The sequence below is a fragment of the Xanthomonas arboricola pv. juglandis genome (genome assembly GCF_905367715.1).
GTDB classification, from domain to species: Bacteria; Pseudomonadota; Gammaproteobacteria; order Xanthomonadales; family Xanthomonadaceae; genus Xanthomonas; species Xanthomonas arboricola.
This window is the reverse complement of record NZ_HG999362.1, coordinates 3890962-3910712: the sequence shown is the minus strand read 5'-3', so window position 1 is coordinate 3910712 and position 19751 is coordinate 3890962. Positions and strand designations below refer to the sequence as shown.

Here is a 19751-nt window from a genome sequence, read left to right as displayed (position 1 = left end):
AAAAAAAAGCCGCCGAAGATCGGCGGCAGGGAGAGAGAGCAGGTTTCTTGTTGTAGTGACTGCAGGCTAGCGGGGTCATGTGCCGTAGAAATGTCCCTGCATGGCGCCGCTGGCGTGCTGCGTGCCAGGCGGCCGCCTGCGTGTCAGCCCTGGCACATGCGCAACGACCCCCCGAAGGAAGTCGTTGTGACAACCGGTGTGTCCAGACAGCGGACCGGCGACGCAGGCAGCGCGATCAGAAGCGCTGGGTGTACTGCAGATAGCTGTAGCGTCCCGGGATGGCATAGGCCGAATCGAACGAGTTGGCAGAGGCGCTGAGCGCCACCGGCGGGTCGCGGTCGAAAACGTTGTTCAAACCCACGCGCACGGTTGCATTCCACGGCAGCTGGTAAGACACCTGCATGTCGTTGAACGCAGTTGCCGCGACGTGGCGATAGTTGCCGGCGTCGTCCAGTTCCGAGTCGTAGTCCTTCATGCCCGAGTAGTAACGCACGGCCCAGTTGGCGGCCAGGTTGCCGTAGCTCCAGTCCAGGGTGAGCGTGCCGCGCGTGCGCCAGTTCGGGTTATCGGTGTGGTAGATGCCGTTGTAGCTTTCCCAGGCCGAATTGTCGTCCTGCTTCTGCTCGTTGACCGCCACGTAGGTCGAATCCAGCGTCAGCATGAACTGGCCGATCGCGGTCTGCGGCAGCTTGTAGCGCGCGGTGAAATCGTAGCCCTGCATGCGTTGCTCGCCGACGTTCACCGGCTGGATCACCAGGCCGGTGATGGCGCCGGTGGCATCGCGGGTGACCAGGTCGCAGAACGCCGAGACATTGAACTGATAACACTGCGACAGGATCTGGTTGGCGCTGAATTCGGTGATGGCGTCGGTGATCTTGATCTTCCACCAGTCCAGCGACACATCCAGGCCTTGCACCGAGGCGGGGCTGTAGACGAAACCGAGCGTAGCGTTCTTGGATTTTTCTGGCTGCAGGTTGGCGTTGCTGGTGTAGGTGAACGGATAGATGGTCTGGCCGGAGTTGCCGCTGGCGCTGTTGTATTCGGCCACGTAATTTGCCGGTACGCCGCCGGCCGCGCACGCGGCAGCAATCGCGCCGGTGTAGGAGGTGCTGTTGGTCGAGCAGGGATCGGAATAGGTATCGAAGCTGTCCGATGCGCCCAGGTACAGGTTTTCGATCGATGGCGCGCGAAAGCCGGTGGCGTAGTTGCCACGGATCAACAGGTCGGCGACCGGCTTCCACTTGAAGCCGAATTTGCTGTTGGTGGTGCTGCCGAAGGTGTTGTAGTCCGAGTAACGCACGGCTGCGCTCAATTCCAGCAACTGCGCACCGGCCACATCCTTCAGTAGCGGAATCGCCACTTCGGTGTAGTAGTCGTTGAGCGTGTACGAGCCGGAGGTGGGCGTAAACGAATTGCCCGAGGTGTAACCGGCCGAAATCAACGCATCCGGCGAGGAGAAGCCGCTTTCCTCGCGATGCTCGACACCGGCGGCAAAGCTCATCCAGCCGGCGGGAAGCTCGAACAGATCGCCGGTGAGGTTGGCAGTGAAACTGCTGTTCTTGTACTGATAGGTGTTGTGCGCGGTGAAAAGGATGTAGTCCAGCATCTCCTGGGTCACGCCACCGGCCGGCGACAAGGGATTGAACGGCACGCAGCCGGCAATGACGACGCCGCCGCCGTCCAGGCACGACAGGGTGCCATTGACGATGCCGGATGCACCGAGCGCGTTGCCCAGGTTGAGCAGGTTGACATCGCCGTACTGGGTTTCGGTCTGGTCGGTCTGATTGTGCGCAAAGCCCACATCCCAGCTGAACTGCCTGTCCGCAAACTGGAAGTCGCCTTCCAGCCCGGTATACACGTGCGAGGTCTTGACGTCCTGCTGGTAGGTGCGCGCGAATTCGGTCAACCGGTGCGACCAGCCCACATCGCGCCCGTCGCCGCCGTAGGCGCTGTTGTACGGGTTGTAGTAGCTGTCGCCGCTCATCAGGATGCCGGTGTTGACCGAGGCCAGCGGAAAGCCGGCCAGCTGCTGTGACGATTGGCGGCGGTTGTAGAGTCCATCGAACTTGAAGCGCACGTTATCGGTAAGTGCGTAGTTGCCCTGCACGTACAAGGCATCACGCTTCTGCGGCGTGACCAGGTAATTGTCCTTGGCGTAGTTGTAGCCGTAATTGGAGGTATTGAAGGCGGTGTACTGGTCCAGACCGTAGCGCGGATAATTGCTGTCGCCGCTGGCGGTTGCGCTGCCGGGCAACACGGTCCAGGCACCGCTGTTGCCACCTGCACGCAGACGGCCACTTGCCGAGTAGCTGCTGTAGGCCGACGACCCTGCGCCATACACCGGCTCGGCCGAGATCTCGCGGTCGCCTGCCATCACCGCATCTTCCTTGACGCTGGACAGCCCGATCACCAGGTTGCCGCGCTCGCTGGTGGCGCCCACGGTGGCATCGAACGAAGTGCGCTGACCGTCGCCCTGGCCGTACTGGCCGACGTAGGCATTGACTTCGGCACCATCGAAATCGCTACGGGTGATGATGTTGACCACACCGGCGATGGCATCGGAGCCATAGATCGACGAGGCGCCGTCCTTGAGCACTTCCACGCGCTCCACGATGGCCGACGGAATGGTGTTGAGATCCACCGAGCCGGACAGGCCCGACACCCAGCGCCGTCCGTTGACCAGTACCAAGGTGCGCGAGGCACCCAGGTTGCGCAGGCTCACGGTGGCCGAGCCGTCGCCGCCGTTGTTGACGGTGGAGTTCATCGTTGCGCCATTGGAGGGGATGCGCTTGAGCACGTCGGCCACCGAGGTCAGGCCCTGCTTTTCGATGTCCTGGCGCGTGAGCACCAGCACCGGTTGCGAATTTTCCACATCGACCGAGCGGATGCGCGAGCCGGTGACTTCGATCTTGTCCAGATTGGTCGGACTCTTGTCGGTCTGTTCCTGGGCAACGGCACTGGTGGTGACGCACAGGCCGATGGCGATCGCGAGCGAGCCCCGACGCAGGGTCGGGTGGAGCGTGGGCATAGTCATGTGTACGGCGATTCCCGATAGAGGAGGAGCGACAGCGCGATCCCCGTTGGATGGCACCTGCGCATGTACGTCTTCATCGACACGACACGCAGGCTTAGCGGGAATTTAACGAGCGGGTGTCGCCACCGTTTTTCGCCAATCGGCGCCTTGTTGCGCTGCGCCGCGCACAGTGCGCGGGCGCGCCATGCAATGCCGTGCGGACGCTGCGCGTGTGCGGTGCTGACCTGTGATGCCAGGCGCGGACACATGTCGCTGTCGAGCGCGACAACTACTGTGTTCACCGCAGGCGGACGTGGACGCGCCCGAAGCGACAGGCGTCACCGCGCACCTCGGTGCGAAGCGTGTTGCTGGCAGCCGCGACTTTTTTAGCCGCGCACGGTGCGATGTGGTTTAATCGCCGCCGAAGTGGGGGTACCGCAGTACGCTGCGGTTGAGATAGTCCCTTCGAACCTGATCCGGCTGATACCGGCGTAGGGAAGCTTCGTTAGATGCGATGGTCCGTGCCTGCACGGGTGCATCGCCATTGAGCGCCGCCGCTTCGTCCGCCTGCGAATCCTTCGCAGAGCCAGCGCCGTGGGTGCTGGTTTTCCAGCACACAGGACGAACGCCATGAATGCCGCGCCTACCGTTTTGCAGCAACAAGCTCAGTCGCTGTCCGAGGCTGTGACCCAGCCGATTCCAGGCTCCCGCAAGATCTTCGTGCAGGGCTCGCGCGCCGACCTGCAGGTGCCGATGCGCGAGATTGCATTGACCCGCACACCGACCCTGTTCGGTGGCGAGGACAACGCGCCGCTCAGCGTCTACGACACCTCCGGGCCGTATACCGACCCGCATGCCGCGATCGATCTTGTCGCCGGTCTGGCGCCGCTGCGCGCGCGCTGGATCGCCGAGCGTGGCGATACCGTGGCGCTGGACGGCCTGAGTTCCAGCTTCGGCCGCGGCCGTGAGCACGATGCGCGCCTGGATGCGGTGCGTTTTCCTGCGCGGCGCCTGCCACGCGTGGCGCGCGAGGGTGCCAATGTCACCCAGATGCATTACGCGCGGCGTGGCATCATCACCCCGGAAATGGAGTTCGTGGCGATCCGCGAAAACCAGCGCCTGGAAGCGGTGGCCGACGCGATGCTCCGCAAGCAGCATCCGGGCGAAGCCTTCGGTGCCGCGATCCAGCAACGCATCACGCCGGACTTCGTGCGTGACGAAATCGCACGTGGCCGCGCGATCCTGCCCAACAACATCAATCACCCGGAAAGCGAGCCGATGATCATCGGTCGCAATTTCCTGACCAAGATCAACGCCAACATCGGCAACAGCGCGGTGTCGTCCGGCATCGCGGAAGAAGTCGAAAAGCTGGTGTGGTCGATCCGCTGGGGCGGCGACACGGTGATGGACCTGTCCACCGGCAAGCACATCCACGAAACGCGCGAATGGATCATCCGCAACTCGCCGGTGCCGATCGGCACGGTGCCGATTTATCAAGCGCTGGAAAAGGTCGACGGACGTGCGGAAGAGCTCACCTGGGAGATCTTCCGCGACACCTTGATCGAGCAAGCCGAGCAGGGCGTGGATTACTTCACCATCCACGCCGGCGTGCTGCTGCGCTATGTGCCGCTGACGGCAAAGCGGGTGACCGGCATCGTCTCGCGCGGCGGGTCGATCCTGGCCAAGTGGTGCCTGGCCCATCACAAGGAAAACTTTCTCTACACGCACTTCGAAGACATCTGCCAGATCATGAAAGCCTATGACGTGGCGTTCTCGCTGGGCGATGGCCTGCGCCCGGGCTGCATTGCCGATGCCAACGATGCAGCCCAGTTCGGCGAGCTGGAAACGCTGGGCGAGCTGACCAGGATCGCCTGGAAGCACGATGTGCAGACCATGATCGAAGGTCCGGGGCACGTGCCGATGCAGCTGATCAAGGAAAACATGGACAAGCAGCTGCGCGAATGCGGCGAGGCACCGTTCTATACCTTGGGGCCGCTGACCACAGATATCGCGCCCGGCTACGATCACATCACCAGCGCCATCGGTGCGGCGATGATCGGCTGGTTCGGCACCGCGATGCTTTGCTATGTCACGCCCAAGGAGCATCTGGGCCTGCCCAACCGGCAGGACGTACGCGACGGCATCATGGCCTACAAGATCGCCGCGCATGCCGCGGACTTGGCCAAGGGGCATCCTGGCGCACAGGTGCGCGACAACGCCTTGAGCAAGGCGCGTTTCGAATTCCGTTGGGACGACCAGTTCCATCTCGGGCTGGATCCGGAAAAAGCCAAGGAGTTCCATGACGAAACCCTGCCCAAGGACGCGCATAAGCTGGCGCACTTCTGCTCGATGTGCGGGCCGCATTTCTGCTCGATGAAGATCACCCAGGACGTGCGCGATTACGCGGCCGAGCACGGTATGGGCGAGGCGCATGCCTTGTCGGCGGGAATGGAAGAGAAGTCGGCGCAGTTTCTGGCGCAAGGCGCGCAGGTGTACCGCGCCACGTGACATGCAGCACCATCGTTGCGTTGCAGCAGATCGACTGGCTGCTTAAGAAAAATTCAGCTTCGGCTTAGTCAGATCGCAGCGCGGTGCGCAAGTGCCGCGCTGCGACTGCATTGCAAGCGGTTACAGCCCGCAAGCATTTCGCGGCATTTTCCTGAATCGCAGATAAAAAAATCGCGCCAGAGGCGCGAAGGGGACATCGTAATTATTTGAATTCGTCGGCGAGAGAGAGAGAGCCTGACGTCGCCACCTGTCGTAGGGAAGCAACGAGGCATAGAGTAAAATTTGCACCAAATGGATGCATGACACAGTTGGTTGTGGTCCTTTGCTGAATTTGGCGTTTCGCGCGAAGTGCGTGTTGCGTTCTTTGTAGTCCTTGCATGCCGATGCGTGTTTCTTGCCGATGAGTGTTCCTCCCGCTAATGCGATGCCATCGGGCCGGTTACGTGTCGGCCAGTGCGTGGTCGACGTCGCCTCGCGCGAAGTGCATACGCCCGGCGCCAAGCGCGCCGCGCGTCTGGCACCGAAATCCCTGGCGGTGCTGCTGACGCTGGCGCGGCAGCCGGGCCAGGTGGTGACGCGCGAGCAACTGCTGGCCGAGGTCTGGCCCGACACCTTGCCAACCAACGACGTGGTGACCCAGGCGGTCACGCAACTGCGCAAGGCATTGGCCAGCAACGGCAGCCAGCGCTTCGAGCATATCGAGACCATTGCCAAGACCGGCTATCGCCTGCTGGCCCCGGTTGCGTGGGAGCAGCCGTCGGACGGTCCGGCCGATGTTGCCGCGCCTGCAACGGCCGTGACCGCATTGGACAACGAGCCCGACGAGCGCAACCGCACCGTCGGCGTCACCGCCACTGCCGCGTTGGAGCGCAGCCCGGTCACCCGGCAGCCTCCAGCACCGGTTCCGGCTGCGTCGGCTGTAGCGAAGCAGCGCCGATGGATGGCCCTGGCGGTGGCCAGCGTGGCTTTGCTGGTGGTGCTGGCGCTGGCGGCGCGGACGCTATGGATGCGCGCTCCAGATCGCGATGCGGCAGCGGCCTCGGCAGTGCTCGGCAGCCCCAAGCGCCCGTATCAGATCATCACTGCGGGCGGCGGCTTCGATCTCACGCCCAGCCTGTCGCCGGACGGGGCGATGGTGGCCTACGCCTCGCTGACCAGCGATCGCGCGGGCACCTCGATCCTGGTCAAGACCACCAACAATGCTTACCCGCGCGTGCTCGATACGCCGGCGGCCGGCATCTCCGATCGGCTGCCGGCCTGGTCGCCGGATGGGCGCGAGATCGCCTTCTCGCGGCAGGCGCCCGATGGCAGCTGCCGCATCATGATCGCCGCCGCCAACGGCCCGGCTGCCGCACGCGAGGTGGCGCGCTGCGATGGCGCGGACATGCTGAGTTTCAGTTGGTCGCCTGACGGCCGTGCCCTGCTGTTCGGCAGCATGACGGGCACGCACGGGGCGCCGCGCATGCGGCGGCTGGATCTGGAAACCGGCCAATGGCAGCCGCTGAGCTACAGCGCGCAACCGAGCGACTTCGATTACACGCCGCGCTATTCGCCGGACGGGCACTGGATCGTGTTTCTGCGCAATCCGCAGCTTGGTGATCTGTGGCGCATCCCGGCAAACGGTGGAACCGCCGAACGGCTGACCCACGACAACGCCGATATCCGCGGCTGGAGCTGGTTGCCCGACGGCAGCGGCCTGATCTTCGGGCGCCGTGTGGACAGCGAGGCGCGGCTCTACCGGCTCGATCTGGTCGACCACAGCCTGCATGACCTCGGTGTGGACGATGCGCAGGCGCCGGATGTGGCGCACGGCCATCTGGTGTTCGTGCAGCGCAAACCGCAATTTGGTGTCTATCAGGTCATTCACGACCCCATGAATGGCGGCTACATTCGCCGCCGGCTGTTTCCTTCCAGCGGGCGCGACGACCAGCCGATGATCGCGCCGGACGGGCGCCAGTTGATCTTTGCCTCCAATCGCTCCGGTGCGTACGGCCTGTGGTGGGGCGATGTCGGCAAGCCTGGCTCGGTGCGGCTGATCGAAGGCCTGCGGCCGGATGCGCGCCAAGCCGCCGACTGGTCGGCCGACTCGCAACGCGTGCTGGTCAGCGGCAGCGACGCGCAAGGGCATGCGGCACTGTTCGAAGTGACGCCAGGCACGGGCAAGGCGTTGCGGCTACCGGTGCCGCAGGCGCGACCGTTGCAGGCGATCCATGTTCCCGATCCCGATCGGTTGTTGGTGGTGGCTGCCGCCGATGATGGGCACACCTTCGCCACGCTCTACGACAGACGCAGCGCTCCATGGCGCGCGCTGGCGTCGTTGCAGGACGTCTCGCAGCTGCGGCTGGACCGCGTCAGCGGCCAGGTATTGCTGACGCGTCTGACCGGCGGCGGGCTATGGCAGGTCGCCCCGTCGCTGGCGGCCGACACCTTGCAGCCGGTCGATCCGCAGCAACCGTCGCGCTGGCGCTATCGCAGCTGGGCGCCCGGTGCGCGTGGTCAGGTGCATTACCTGTCGTCCACCGACACCTGCGCCACCCATGACAGTGAGCTGCGCGGGGGTGACGGGCGCTGCCTGGACGTTGCCAAGTACACCACCATCAACGGTTTCAGCGTGGATCAGCGCAGTGGTGCGCTGTATGTGGCACTGGCGGAGGAAGATGGCAGCTCGATCGCCTTCATGCCATTACCGGAACGCCTGGCAACGCCCCTGGGTGTGATGTCCAACCTGTTGATCGTGTTGAGGAAAATCGCCTCGTAAGTTCTTCGGAAAGACTTCGTGGCAATTTCGGCAGACCTTCGTCGGAACTTCCTGACTCACGCCAGATTCGGCAAAACACTACGCCCTCTTTTGTACAGGGGGCTGCCACCATGCAACAGGTCATCACCGCAGATCGCGGACTCGCACTCTCATTGGACGGTGCCAGCGAGCCGACGTCGACGACCTGTCTGGCGGTCTCGCGCCTGGGCAGCATCCGGACCGCGGCCACCACCTTCACGCTGTGGGTGCAGCTGCGCGGCCGCGCCTGGGTGGAGGCCAAGGAAGGGCGCTTCCGTCTGCGCGCCGGCGACTGGATCGCCTTCGACAAGGAATCGCACCCCACCGTGCAGGCCGACCGCAGCGCGCTCTGTGTCGGCGTCAGCCTGGATGGCGACAGCCTGCAATCGTTGGCCGAATTGACCGACGCTACGCTGTATCCGGGACGCAGCCAGCTGTCGCGTGGCGATCTGCGCATTGCACTGCGTCTGTGGCGCAACGCGGCCGCACAGAGCGGCAGTGCATCGGCACGCCCGTTGTTGCTGCATCTGGCTGCGATGCAGCGCGACTTCATCGCGCAGGAGCAGCGCTGCCCGGGGCGCTCACGCAGTCGTCGTCGTCAGGTCTTCGGTCGCATGCAGCGCGCGCGCCTGTATCTGGAAGGCAACAGCGACCGCGTGGTGCGCATCGCTGAGCTGGCGCAGCTGACCAACTTCTCCAGCTGGTATGTCTCCAAGACGTTCCAGAGCCTGTACGAGGAAAGCCCGCAGGCCCTGTCGGCACGGTTGCGGCTGGAGCGCGCCTCCGATCTGCTGCGCGATACCTCGATGATGATCGGTGAGGTTGCGGCCGCAAGCGGGTTCGACAATTGCTGCAGCTTTGCGCGTGCATTTCGTGCGCGTTTCGGTGTCTCCGCATCGCATTACCGCGACCAAACGACAAATCCGCCAGATTCGGCAAAGCCACGGAACGTGACGCGCAAAGCGACGATGTTCACGCAATCGTAATTTGCACAGGGGCGCTTAACGCGCCACTAACGAACCCTGGAGAGATTGATGAACCTTCGCACCTCCGCAGTGCGGCTGGGCCTGTTGCCCGCCGGTATTGCGATCGCGTTGACGCCGGCATTTGCCGCCAATGCACAAGAGCAGTCCGCCGCCCCGTCGACCACGACGCTGGACCGCATCGAAATTACCGGCTCGCGCATCCGCTCGGTCGACGTCGAAACCGCACAGCCGGTGTTCACCGTTACCCAGCAGGACATCCAGAAGTCGGGTCTGGTCAGCGTTGGTGACATTCTCCAGAACCTGTCGATTGCCGGTACGCAGACCTACAGCAAGGCCGCCGTGCTGACCTCCGACCCGGAACAGGGCGGTCAGTACGTCAATCTGTACAACCTGAACGAAAATCGTACCCTGGTATTGGTGAACGGCAAGCGTTGGACCAGCAGCCTGAACGGCCTGACCGACATGTCCACCATCCCGAGTTCGCTGATCGAGCGCATCGAAGTGCTCAAGGACGGTGCCTCGGCGATCTACGGCTCCGATGCCGTTGCCGGTGTGGTCAACATCATCCTGCGCCAGAACTACGATGGTGCCGAAGCCTCGGCCTACTTCGGCCAGAACGGCCGTGGCGACGGTTCCAAGGAGCAGTACTCCTTCACCGCCGGCACCACCACCGACCGCGCCTCGCTGGTGTTCGGTGCCAACTACACCAATGAAGATCCGGTGTGGGCCAAGGATCGTGCGCTGACCCGTTACTCGGCCGGCCCGAATCACATCGAAGACAGCCTGAGCGCGACCGGCCCGTGGGGTCGTTTCACCTCCAACGGTGAAACCTACATCCTCAACCACACCGGTTCGTTTGACGGCCGTGGCGTGGGTGCGGATTCGCGCAACATCGCCAATTACCACAACGACATCACCACCGACGACTATTACAACTCCGTCGACCAGATGATGTTGCAGCAGTCCAGCCGCAACAAGTCGATCTTCACCACCGGCAGCTACAACCTGACCGACAGCATCACCTTCAAGTCGACGGCGATGTACTCCGAGCGCGACTCGAACCGTCAGATCGCCGGCTACCCGCTGCAGGCCTCTTCGCAGCCGCAGTTCCCGGTGGCGATCAGCGGCAGCAGCTACTACAACCCGGTCGGCCAGGACATCACCAGCTGGTTCCGCCGCACGGTCGAACTGCCGCGCACCACCGAAAGCAACGTCAAGACCCTGCATTTCGACGCGGCGCTGGAAGGCGTATTCGACGTCGGCAGCCACGGCTGGAACTGGGACGTCGGCTTCAACTACAACAAGTACGATGTGACGCAGGTTTCGCGCGGCAACATCAACCTGTTGGCGTTGCAGAAGGCGCTGGGCCCGTCGTTCCTCAATGCACAGGGTCAGGTGCAGTGCGGTACGGCTGCCAGCCCGCTGCCGCTGGGCACCAGCAACGCGCTGGGCCAGTGCACCCCGTTCAATATCCTGGGTGGCCCGTCGGCCTCCACGCCGAACGCGCTGCAGTACATCAATGCATTGGGCCAGGCCACGCAGCAAAGCCTGAGCAAGCAGTGGACCGCCAACGTTACCGGTGGCCTGTTTGACCTGCCGGCCGGTGAACTGGGCTTCGCCGCAGGCGTCGAACACCGCGAAATCAGCGGTTACGACTATCCGGATCAGCTGTCCAGCGCCGGTTACACCACCGATCTGGCCGCACAGGCAACCGAAGGTCGCTACCAGACCAACGAAGCCTACCTGGAGTTGTTGATCCCGGTGTTGAAGGATCTGCCGGGTGCCAAGGAATTGTCGTTCGACGTGGCTGCGCGTTACAGCAACTACAGCCGCTTCGGCGACACCACCAACAGCAAGTTCAGCTTCACCTGGAAGCCGATCGACGACCTGCTGGTGCGTGGTACCTACGGCACCGGTTTCCGTGCGCCGACGCTGTCCGACACCTTCGGTGGCGGTTCGCAGACGTTCGATACCTTCACTGATCCTTGCGATGCGACCTTCGGCTCGCTCGGCAATGCAGGCGTTGCAGCGCGCTGCGCAGGCGAAGGCCTGCCGGCGGGTTTCCGTCAGACCGATACCGCGGGCAACCCGGTGACGCGTCGTGACGTGCAGGGCAACGCCCCGTTCAATTCGGGCGTGGGTAATGCCGAGCTGGAGCCGGAATACAGCATCACCCGGACCGTGGGCATGGTGTACAGCCCGCATTGGGTGCAGGGCCTGGACTTCTCGCTGGATTGGTACCGCATTTCGATCTCCAACATCATTACGTCGCTGACGGCCAATGATGTGTTGAACAACTGCTACCTCAACAGCCTGGCCAGCTACTGTGCCGACTACGGTCGCGATGCGGTCACCGGTCAGGTCACCACGCTGAGCCGCGGCAACGTCAACCTGGGTCGTCTGGAAACCGAAGGCTACAACTTCGGCGTGCGTTATCGCATGCCGGAAACCGCGTACGGCAAGTTCGCTGTCAACCTGGACACCAACTATCTGGCGACCTACAAGTCGCAGGCAGAAGCCGGTGCCGAGTGGGCAAACGCTGCTGGCTACTGGAACTTCCCGCGCGTGCGTGCCACCTTGGGTCTGGACTGGTCGCTGGGTTCGCTGTCGGCCAACTGGAACCTGCGCTACTACGGCGGTTTCCGTGATTACTGCTGGGATGCAGCCGCAGGCATCGAGTGCAACAACCCGAACTACCAGACGCCGAACCCGGGCTGGGGCGGCGGTACCGGCTCCAACAAGAAGGGCTCGATCTCCTACCAGGATGTCTCGGTCACCTGGCAGGCTCCGTGGGATGGCAGCGTGACCATTGGTGCCCGCAACATCTGGAACAAGCAGCCGCCGATCACCTACTCGATCACCAACAGCAGCACCGCTGCGATCGATCCGATGCTCGACTACGACCGCTTCCTGTTCGTGCAGTACAACCAGCGCTTCTGATCATCGAAGTGACGTAGAGATTAAAAAAAACGGGCCGAAAGGCCCGTTTTTTTGTTTTCGGATCTGGATTAAGTCAGACAAGTTCTGGTGGACGTTATCGCCGCCATGTAGGTTGCGTCTTTGCTTGTCTGACCACGCGTTGCGCCGTGCTGAGATGACGGGCGCGCTCGATCGTTCGTTGCGCGTCACGCACGAGCCATGTCGCGATATCTATACAAATCGCGAGCGCAGTGATGCGTGCGCAGACACGTCGCATCGCGCCCTGTCTGCATTCGCGCAGTTGCAAGCAGCCAAAGAAAAAGGCGCGATCAAGTCGCGCCATTTCCGTTACATCGATCTGGTGCCGCTCTCAGGCCTCAGCAAGCCCCAACAAGGTATCGGCCTGTTCGCGCCAGGTTGGCAGACGTGTGAGCACACCGACCTTGGACAGGTACTCTTCGTCCACGGTCTCGCCGCTGGCCAATGCGGTCGCCACATGCACTGCGCCGGTCACCCAGAAACTGCGCAGGCTGGAGCGCTGCGGGTGGCGATGGAAGGCCACCGCTTCGATGATCGGCATCGGCAGGCCCCACAGGCCGAGCAGGTACGCGCCGGCTTCGGTATGGCCCAGGCGATCGTCGCCGCCTTCCAGTGGCGGTTCGCGCTCGTCGCGCACGCCGGGCAGCAGCAGGCCGATATCGGCCAGCAGCGCGGCAGTGGAGCCCAGTTCTGCGCTGGTCGGCGGCAACACCTTGGCGGCCAGCCGCGAAGAGAGCAGGGCGCGGCGCTGCATCGCATTGCGCTCAGCCGGGGTCAGGGTCTGCACCGAGAACACTTCACTGGCCAGGACCAGATCGCGCAATGTGGCCACGCCCAGGCGGGTCACTGCCGTGCGCAGATCGGTGATGCTGCGGCCGCCGGAGAAGAACGCGGAATTGCACAGCTGCAGCACCTTGGCCGCAATCGCCGGATCGCCGGCAATCAGCTTGGCGATATCGGCCGCGTCGGCGCCTTCGTCTTCTTCCAGCGCATGCATCAGGCTCAGATACAGATGCGGCGGCGACGGCAGTTTTTCGATCCGGCCGATCGCCGCGCGCAGGCGCGGGTTGCCGAGCAGATCGCGCAATTCTTCCAGGCTGGTGATGGCTTCGAGCAGGACTTCCGGGGCCAGCGGCATCGGCAGGAAGCGGTGCGCCACGCCAATGATGCGCGCCGGCGGCGTGCGCTGACCATCCTGGGCATCGATCAGGGCGATGCGGATGGTATCCGGGCGCAGCGTACGGATCTGCCCCAGCAACGTGGCGGAAGTGAGGTCAGGCAGGACGGGGGCGACGATGACCGCATCGAACGGCGACAACGCAGCCGCTTCGATCGCCGAATTGCCGTCGGCAACCTGCTGCACCTGCCACTGATCACCCAGATCGGCGACATAGTCGCTCAGTTCGGACGGAAGACTGGCTTCGTCCCCAACAAACAGAATACGCAAGACACTTCCCCAAGAGTCACCGGTGGCAGACACCGGCCAAACGCTGTCGGCAATGTACCCAATCTGCCGCCGGCGGTCACCGGGATCACGCCGGAAGCGAGATCCCGATCGCCCCGCGGTTGCGGGGCTGCATCACGGTCGTTGGATCAGGGTGTGTCGGAATTATAGCGTTCCACCGACTCCACCAGGATGCGCTTGGCCTCTGCCGCGCCGCCCCAGCCATCCAGCTTGACCCACTTGCCCTTCTCCAAGTCCTTGTAATGCTCAAAGAAATGGCCGATGCGCTCCATCCAGTGGCTGGACACCTGGTCGATATCCTCGATATGCGCGTAGCCGGAGAAGATCTTCTCGATCGGCACTGCCAGGATCTTTTCGTCACTGCCTGCCTCATCGCTCATGCGCAGCACGCCCACCGGACGGCAACGCACCACCGAACCGGGCACCAACGGCAGCGGCAGCACCACCAGCACGTCGGCCGGGTCGCCGTCGCCGCACAGGGTGTTGGGCACATAGCCGTAGTTGCAGGGGTAACGCATCGGGGTGGACAGGATGCGGTCGACGAAGATCGCGCCGCTGGCCTTGTCCACTTCGTACTTGACCGGCTCCGAATCCTTCGGAATTTCGATGACGACGTTGATTTCTTCCGGCAGATTCTTGCCGGAGGTGACCAGTTCAAGACCCATGCGCGTAACTCCCGAGGCGTCATCTAGTGTGTGGAGCGCGATTCTACGCGTTCGGCTGTTGCGGTGCAGCGACACTGAATGGGCAATGTTCTGACCGCCGCGTGCGGCATAGCCCGCATTCATCCCGGGAAGCTCCCCGATCGTCGCGGTCCGCGGCGCGGCGCACGCTGCAGACTCATCCACTGCTTGGGAACTGCCATGTTCAAGCCTGTGCGTCTGCTCGTTGTGCTGCTGCTCTCCGGTGCCGCCACTTTCGCCTCTGCGGCGACGCCGGCGCCGACCTTCGTCGATGCGGTGGACTGGCCTGCCAATGGCGAAGGCTGGGAAGCCTTTGTCGATCTGGAGCAGCGGCTGGAACAGGATTTCGACAACATCTGCGGCGACACCTTTTGCGGCGGCGAGTTCAGCGACTACCAGCCGCTGCGCTTGCGTTGCTCGGTGCATCAGGTCAGCGGGGTGGTACGCAGCTGCATCTGGACCTTCGGTGCCAGCGAGGTCAGCGTCGATCCCGGCAGCGGCTACCTGCGCTCGGACAGTCGGGTCTGGCGCTGCACGGCACCGCTGAAGGCAGGGACGCGTCTGGACGAGATGTACCGCACCCTGGCAGTGAACAACCCGCTGTTCGAGCCGCTGCCCGGTGGGGCACCGTCGATCTATGACGGCTTGATCGGTTGCCTCTGAGGGACGTGCCACAGCGCAAGCTGTGGCGCGGTGTGCTGCCCGGTGCAGCGCTTGCGTGCGGGCGCGGGGCCTGCCCCGCGTCGGCCGCTGCGAGCCGATGCGGCACGCGGACCTCAAAGCCACAGACCTATCGCCTGCCCGTAGCGGGCCGACAAGCGGCGCAAGCCGGCGCAAGGCCTGGGTGCGGTGCCTGGTACCCGGAACGTGAGCCGGCACGTTCCGGGTCCCGGCTTCCATCACATTCGATCCGCCTGCGGCTTGCGAAAAGTCGGCCTCAAAGCAGCGGCACCAGCAGCAGGGCCACGATGTTGATGATCTTGATCAGCGGATTGATCGCCGGCCCGGCGGTGTCCTTGTACGGGTCGCCTACCGTGTCACCGGTGATGGCGGCCTTGTGCGCCTCGCTACCCTTGCCGCCAAAGTGGCCGTCTTCGATGTACTTCTTGGCGTTGTCCCAGGCCCCGCCGCCGGTGGTCATCGAGATCGCCAGGAACAGGCCGGTCACGATCGTGCCGATCAACAAGCCGCCCAGGGCACGCGGGCCGAGCAGCAGCCCGACCACCACCGGCACCACCACCGGCAGCAGCGAGGGCAGGATCATTTCGCGGATCGCCGAGCGGGTCAGCATGTCGACTGCGCGGTCGTATTGGGGCTTGGCGGTGCCGGCCATGATCCCGGGAATCTCGCGGAACTGGCGACGCACTTCTTCGACCACCGCGCCTGCCGCGCGCCCCACTGCTTCCATCGCCATAGCGCCGAACAGATAAGGGATCAAGCCGCCGATCAACAAGCCGATGATCACGCTGTGGTCGGACAGGTCGAAGGCGAAGACCTCGCCGGGATTGGCCGCCTGCAGGTTGTGCGTGTAGTCGGCAAACAGCACCAGTGCGGCCAATGCGGCCGAGCCGATCGCATAGCCCTTGGTGACCGCCTTGGTGGTGTTGCCCACCGCATCCAGCGGGTCGGTGATGTTGCGCACTTCCGGCGGCAGCTCGGCCATCTCGGCGATGCCGCCGGCGTTGTCGGTGATGGGCCCGTACGCATCCAGCGCCACGATCATGCCGGCCATCGACAGCATTGCGGTCGCTGCGGTTGCAATGCCGTACAAACCGCCAAAATGAAACGCGCCCCAGATTGCTGCGCACACCGCGATCACCGGCAGCGCGGTGGATTTCATCGAGACGCCCAGGCCGGCAATGATATTGGTGCCGTGGCCGGTGGTGCTTGCGGCGGCCACCTGCTGCACCGGCTTGTACTGGGTGCCGGTGTAGTACTCGGTGATCCAGACGATCAGGCCGGTAAGCACCAGGCCGATCAATGCGCAGGCGTACAAGGCCGTGGCGCCATGCGTGTTGTCGCGCATCAGCGACTGGGTGATCGGCCAGTAGGCGAGTGCGGCCAAGACGCCGGAAACGACCACGCCTTTGTAGAGCGCGCCCATGATCGAGCCGCCCGCTTTGACCTTGACGAACGAGGCGCCCACGATCGACGCGATGATGGAGACGCCGCCCAGCACCAGCGGGTACAGCACCGCGTGCGGACCGGTTTCGCTCAGCGTCAGGCTGCCGAGCAGCATCGTGGCGATCACGGTGACCGCGTAAGTTTCGAACAGATCCGCCGCCATGCCGGCGCAGTCGCCAACGTTGTCGCCCACGTTGTCGGCGATCACCGCCGGGTTGCGCGGGTCGTCCTCGGGGATGCCGGCTTCCACCTTGCCGACCAGATCCGCGCCCACATCCGCACCCTTGGTGAAAATGCCGCCACCCAGGCGCGCGAAGATCGAAATCAGCGACGAGCCGAATGCCAGCCCCACCAGCGCGTGCAGGTTGCGCTCCAGTGGCAGCCCCATCGCTTGCAGCAGCGCGTAATAACCGGCCACCCCGAGCAATCCCAGCCCCACCACCAGCATGCCGGTGATGGCGCCGCCGCGGAACGCCACATCCATCGCAGGGCCGATGCCATGGCGTGCGGCCTCGGCCGTGCGCACGTTGGCGCGTACCGACACGTTCATGCCGATATAGCCGGCCAGCCCCGACAGCACCGCGCCGATCGCAAACCCGATGGCGGTGTACCAACTCAGAAACAGCCCGACCAGGACAAACAGCACGCCGCCGGCAATCGAAATGGTGAGGTATTGCCGGTTGAGATACGCGCGTGCACCTTCCTGGATCGCGGCTGCGATCTCCTGCATGCGTGCGTTGCCGCTCGGCTGCGCGATCACCCAGCGTGCCGATACACCGCCATAGACGATTGCCAGGACCGCACATCCCAGCGCAAGTGGTAACCCGTAGTGTTCCAGCATGACCCCTCCCAGAGAATGGATGTCGTCCGGTCGGGACGAACCATGGGCGATGCACGCAGCGAGTGGGGTGGCGAATACGGACTCGACGGCCATGGAGGCCGTAATGCGCGTCGCGATGTTCGGGTGGCCGGATTGCGGGCGAGTATGCGCCGCGGCCTGCGCCGCTGCCACCACCGCGGCTTTGGCGCGTCGTTCAGTCGGGGCATGACAGCCTGCGGCCAACGTGATCGAGCCGATCCAGGAGTGACTATGTCGAACCACGCGTCAAAATATGCCGTGACGATCGCTGCAGTACTGCTCAGCGCCCATGCTCTGGCTGCCGAACCGACGCCGGAATTGAAACAGCGCCCGGCCGGCACCGCGCAAGCGGTTGGCGCCGTGCACACCCTGCGCCAGATTCCCGAAGCCTGCGCGCGCCTGGAAGGCGTGTTTACCGGCAATGCTGCACAGCCGTATACCTTGTCGGTGGTACGCAGCAGCCCCACCTGCCAGCCGCGCGCCCGCTTCGTGGATTTCGCCAAGGCCACGCCCAGCGTCGCATCGGGCTGGATCTACAACGACGTGATCCGCGTCCCCAGCGCAGCCTGCCCCGCGCAGCAGGCGGTAGTGCGCGTCTGGCGCAAGCCGGTGGATGCCAATCCGCAGCTCGACGGGCAAGGCCAGTCGCGCATCTATCTGGAAGACGCCAAGCAACAGGCTGCCGCCGGAAAGATCCCGCAGGTGCCGATGTTTGCTGCGCAGCAGACGATGGAAGGCAAGGCCTGTCAGTAACTCAGGCGTTTGCTTCAGTCACGCGATAAACGACAAACCCCGGCCAGGCCGGGGTTGTTTATATGACGCTTCGCAAGACCGCGATGTACCGTCGCAGCGGCGCATCCATCAATCAGTGCCGCAAAAAGCCTGGACGATGAAGGTAAGCGCTGTATCGACGGCCCGCATCCCGTGTCGCGGTGCATGAGCACTAAGGCAGAAGTGCGAGCGGGTGTATGGGCGTGCAGTGTCCATTACCCCTTCCGATCGCCCACGCCGACGTTCATCCCTCCCACTTCGGCAATTTTTTCGCCACTGCCACGTTCTTCAGCGTCACATACTTCGGCAACCCGTCGCTGCCGTAGGCCAGCGGCGCTTCGCCCTTGATCAACGGGGCGAAATAACGGCGAGCGCGTTCGGTAATGCCGAAGCCGTCCTTGCGCAGGAAGCTGGGCGGCATCTTCTTTTCGTGGTTCGCCACCTTGTGCAGCGGGGCCGGCACGATCTTCCAGCGGTACGGCGTGTCGCTGACGCGTTCGATCACCGGGATCACCGCGTTCATGCCCTTGAGTGCGTATTGCACCGCGGCCTTGCCGACCGCCTGTGCCTGTTCCCAGTCGGTCTTGGAGGCCAGATGGCGTGCGGAACGCTGCAGGTAATCGGGCAGGGTCCAGTGCACCTTGTAGCCGAGTTCCTGCTTGACCTGCGCGGCCAGGAACGAAGCCACGCCGCCCAGTTGCGCATGGCCGAACGAATCGGCCGCGCCGCCAGCATCGGCAACAAAGCTGCCGTGCGCGTCCTGGATGCCCTCGCTGGCCACGACCACGCACCAGCCGACCTTTTCCACCACCTGCTTGACCTTGGTCAGAAACATGGCCTGGTCGTAGGCGCGCTCGGGCAGCAGGATGATCTGCGGCGCCTCGTCCGGGCCCTGGCCGGCCAGGCCTGCGGCAGCAGCGAGCCAGCCGGCGTGGCGGCCCATCGCCTCGTAGATGAAGACCTTGGTCGAGGTGTCGGCCATGGCGGCGACATCCAGTGCGGCCTCGCGCACCGACACTGCGGTGTATTTGGCCGCCGAGCCGAAGCCGGGGCAGGTGTCGGTCACCGCCAGGTCGTTGTCGATGGTCTTGGGCACGCCGATGCAGTGCAGCGGATAACCATAGGCCTTGGCCAGCTGCGAGACCTTCCAGGCGGTATCGGCCGAGTCGTTGCCGCCGTTGTAGAGGAACCAGCGCACGTCATGGGCACGCAGCACATCGAGCAGGCGCTCGTACTTGGCGCTGTCTTCTTCCAGCGATTTGAGCTTGTAGCGGCACGAACCGAACGCGCCGCCCGGGGTCTGCGCCAGTGCGGCGATTGCGGCGGCGGACTCCTTTGAAGTGTAGATCAGCTCCTCGCGCAATGCGCCCAGGATGCCGTTGCGTGCGGCCAGCACCTTGATCTTGCGAGCGCGCGCCTCGGTGATCACGCCGGCGGCGGTGGCGTTGATGACGGCAGTGACGCCGCCGGATTGGGCATACAGCAAGTTGCCAGTAGACATAGGGGGGCGGGCTCCTCGATGGGACATGGCGCAGGGGACAGTGCCGGGACATTCCCCGGATGCGGTAAGCTGCACGACCATACGGTCAGCGCTGGCGAAGACCTGAG

General features: G+C 64.0%; 11 protein-coding genes and 1 riboswitch. Of the genes, 6 read left to right on the top strand and 5 right to left on the bottom strand.

Annotated features, from left to right (window positions below):
* Positions 1-235 precede the first annotated feature (235 nt).
* The gene (locus KHN93_RS16875; RefSeq protein ID WP_212579671.1) at positions 236-3007 is read right to left on the bottom strand and encodes a TonB-dependent receptor; all 2772 of its coding nucleotides are present in this window, start codon (positions 3005-3007) and stop codon (positions 236-238) included.
* A 424-nt stretch (positions 3008-3431) separates the two neighbouring features.
* A riboswitch (TPP riboswitch) is annotated at positions 3432-3529 on the top strand.
* Positions 3530-3643: 114 nt separating this feature from the next.
* Between KHN93_RS16875 and thiC the strand changes: the two genes are divergently transcribed.
* The 4 genes from thiC to KHN93_RS16855 all read left to right on the top strand — a co-directional run bounded on the left by thiC (position 3644) and on the right by KHN93_RS16855 (position 12223).
* The gene (thiC, locus tag KHN93_RS16870) at positions 3644-5521 is read left to right on the top strand and encodes a phosphomethylpyrimidine synthase ThiC (protein WP_104560002.1); all 1878 of its coding nucleotides are present in this window, start codon (positions 3644-3646) and stop codon (positions 5519-5521) included.
* 424 nt (positions 5522-5945) lie between these two features.
* The gene (locus KHN93_RS16865) at positions 5946-8279 is read left to right on the top strand and encodes a winged helix-turn-helix domain-containing protein (RefSeq protein WP_212579670.1); all 2334 of its coding nucleotides are present in this window, start codon (positions 5946-5948) and stop codon (positions 8277-8279) included.
* A 110-nt stretch (positions 8280-8389) separates the two neighbouring features.
* Positions 8390-9283 (top strand): helix-turn-helix domain-containing protein, encoded by an 894-nt coding sequence (locus KHN93_RS16860; protein WP_211920867.1) that lies wholly within the window; start codon positions 8390-8392, stop codon positions 9281-9283.
* 48 nt (positions 9284-9331) lie between these two features.
* Positions 9332-12223 (top strand): TonB-dependent receptor plug domain-containing protein, encoded by a 2892-nt coding sequence (locus KHN93_RS16855; RefSeq protein WP_164741614.1) that lies wholly within the window; start codon positions 9332-9334, stop codon positions 12221-12223.
* A gap of 349 nt (positions 12224-12572) precedes the next feature.
* Here the strand turns inward: KHN93_RS16855 and KHN93_RS16850 are convergent, their stop codons facing one another.
* Complete coding sequence (locus KHN93_RS16850) at positions 12573-13721, bottom strand: HDOD domain-containing protein (protein WP_026064365.1); 1149 nt, start codon at positions 13719-13721, stop codon at positions 12573-12575.
* Positions 13722-13834: 113 nt separating this feature from the next.
* Positions 13835-14371 carry an inorganic diphosphatase gene (gene ppa / locus KHN93_RS16845; protein ID WP_104559999.1) on the bottom strand — a complete coding sequence of 179 codons (537 nt, stop codon included), beginning with the start codon at positions 14369-14371 and terminating at the stop codon, positions 13835-13837.
* Between the two features lie 198 nt (positions 14372-14569).
* Between ppa and KHN93_RS16840 the strand changes: the two genes are divergently transcribed.
* Complete coding sequence (locus KHN93_RS16840) at positions 14570-15052, top strand: hypothetical protein (RefSeq protein WP_211920865.1); 483 nt, start codon at positions 14570-14572, stop codon at positions 15050-15052.
* 274 nt (positions 15053-15326) lie between these two features.
* Here the strand turns inward: KHN93_RS16840 and KHN93_RS16835 are convergent, their stop codons facing one another.
* The gene (locus tag KHN93_RS16835; RefSeq protein ID WP_211920863.1) at positions 15327-17354 is read right to left on the bottom strand and encodes a sodium-translocating pyrophosphatase; all 2028 of its coding nucleotides are present in this window, start codon (positions 17352-17354) and stop codon (positions 15327-15329) included.
* Positions 17355-17603: 249 nt separating this feature from the next.
* Between KHN93_RS16835 and KHN93_RS16830 the strand changes: the two genes are divergently transcribed.
* Positions 17604-18125 carry a hypothetical protein gene (locus KHN93_RS16830; RefSeq protein WP_211920861.1) on the top strand — a complete coding sequence of 174 codons (522 nt, stop codon included), beginning with the start codon at positions 17604-17606 and terminating at the stop codon, positions 18123-18125.
* Positions 18126-18387: 262 nt separating this feature from the next.
* On the opposite strand, the gene KHN93_RS16825 is transcribed toward KHN93_RS16830, so the two are convergent.
* Positions 18388-19644: a 6-phosphofructokinase gene (locus KHN93_RS16825; RefSeq protein ID WP_211920859.1), complete on the bottom strand. Its 1257-nt coding sequence runs from the start codon at positions 19642-19644 to the stop codon at positions 18388-18390.
* Positions 19645-19751 lie beyond the last annotated feature (107 nt).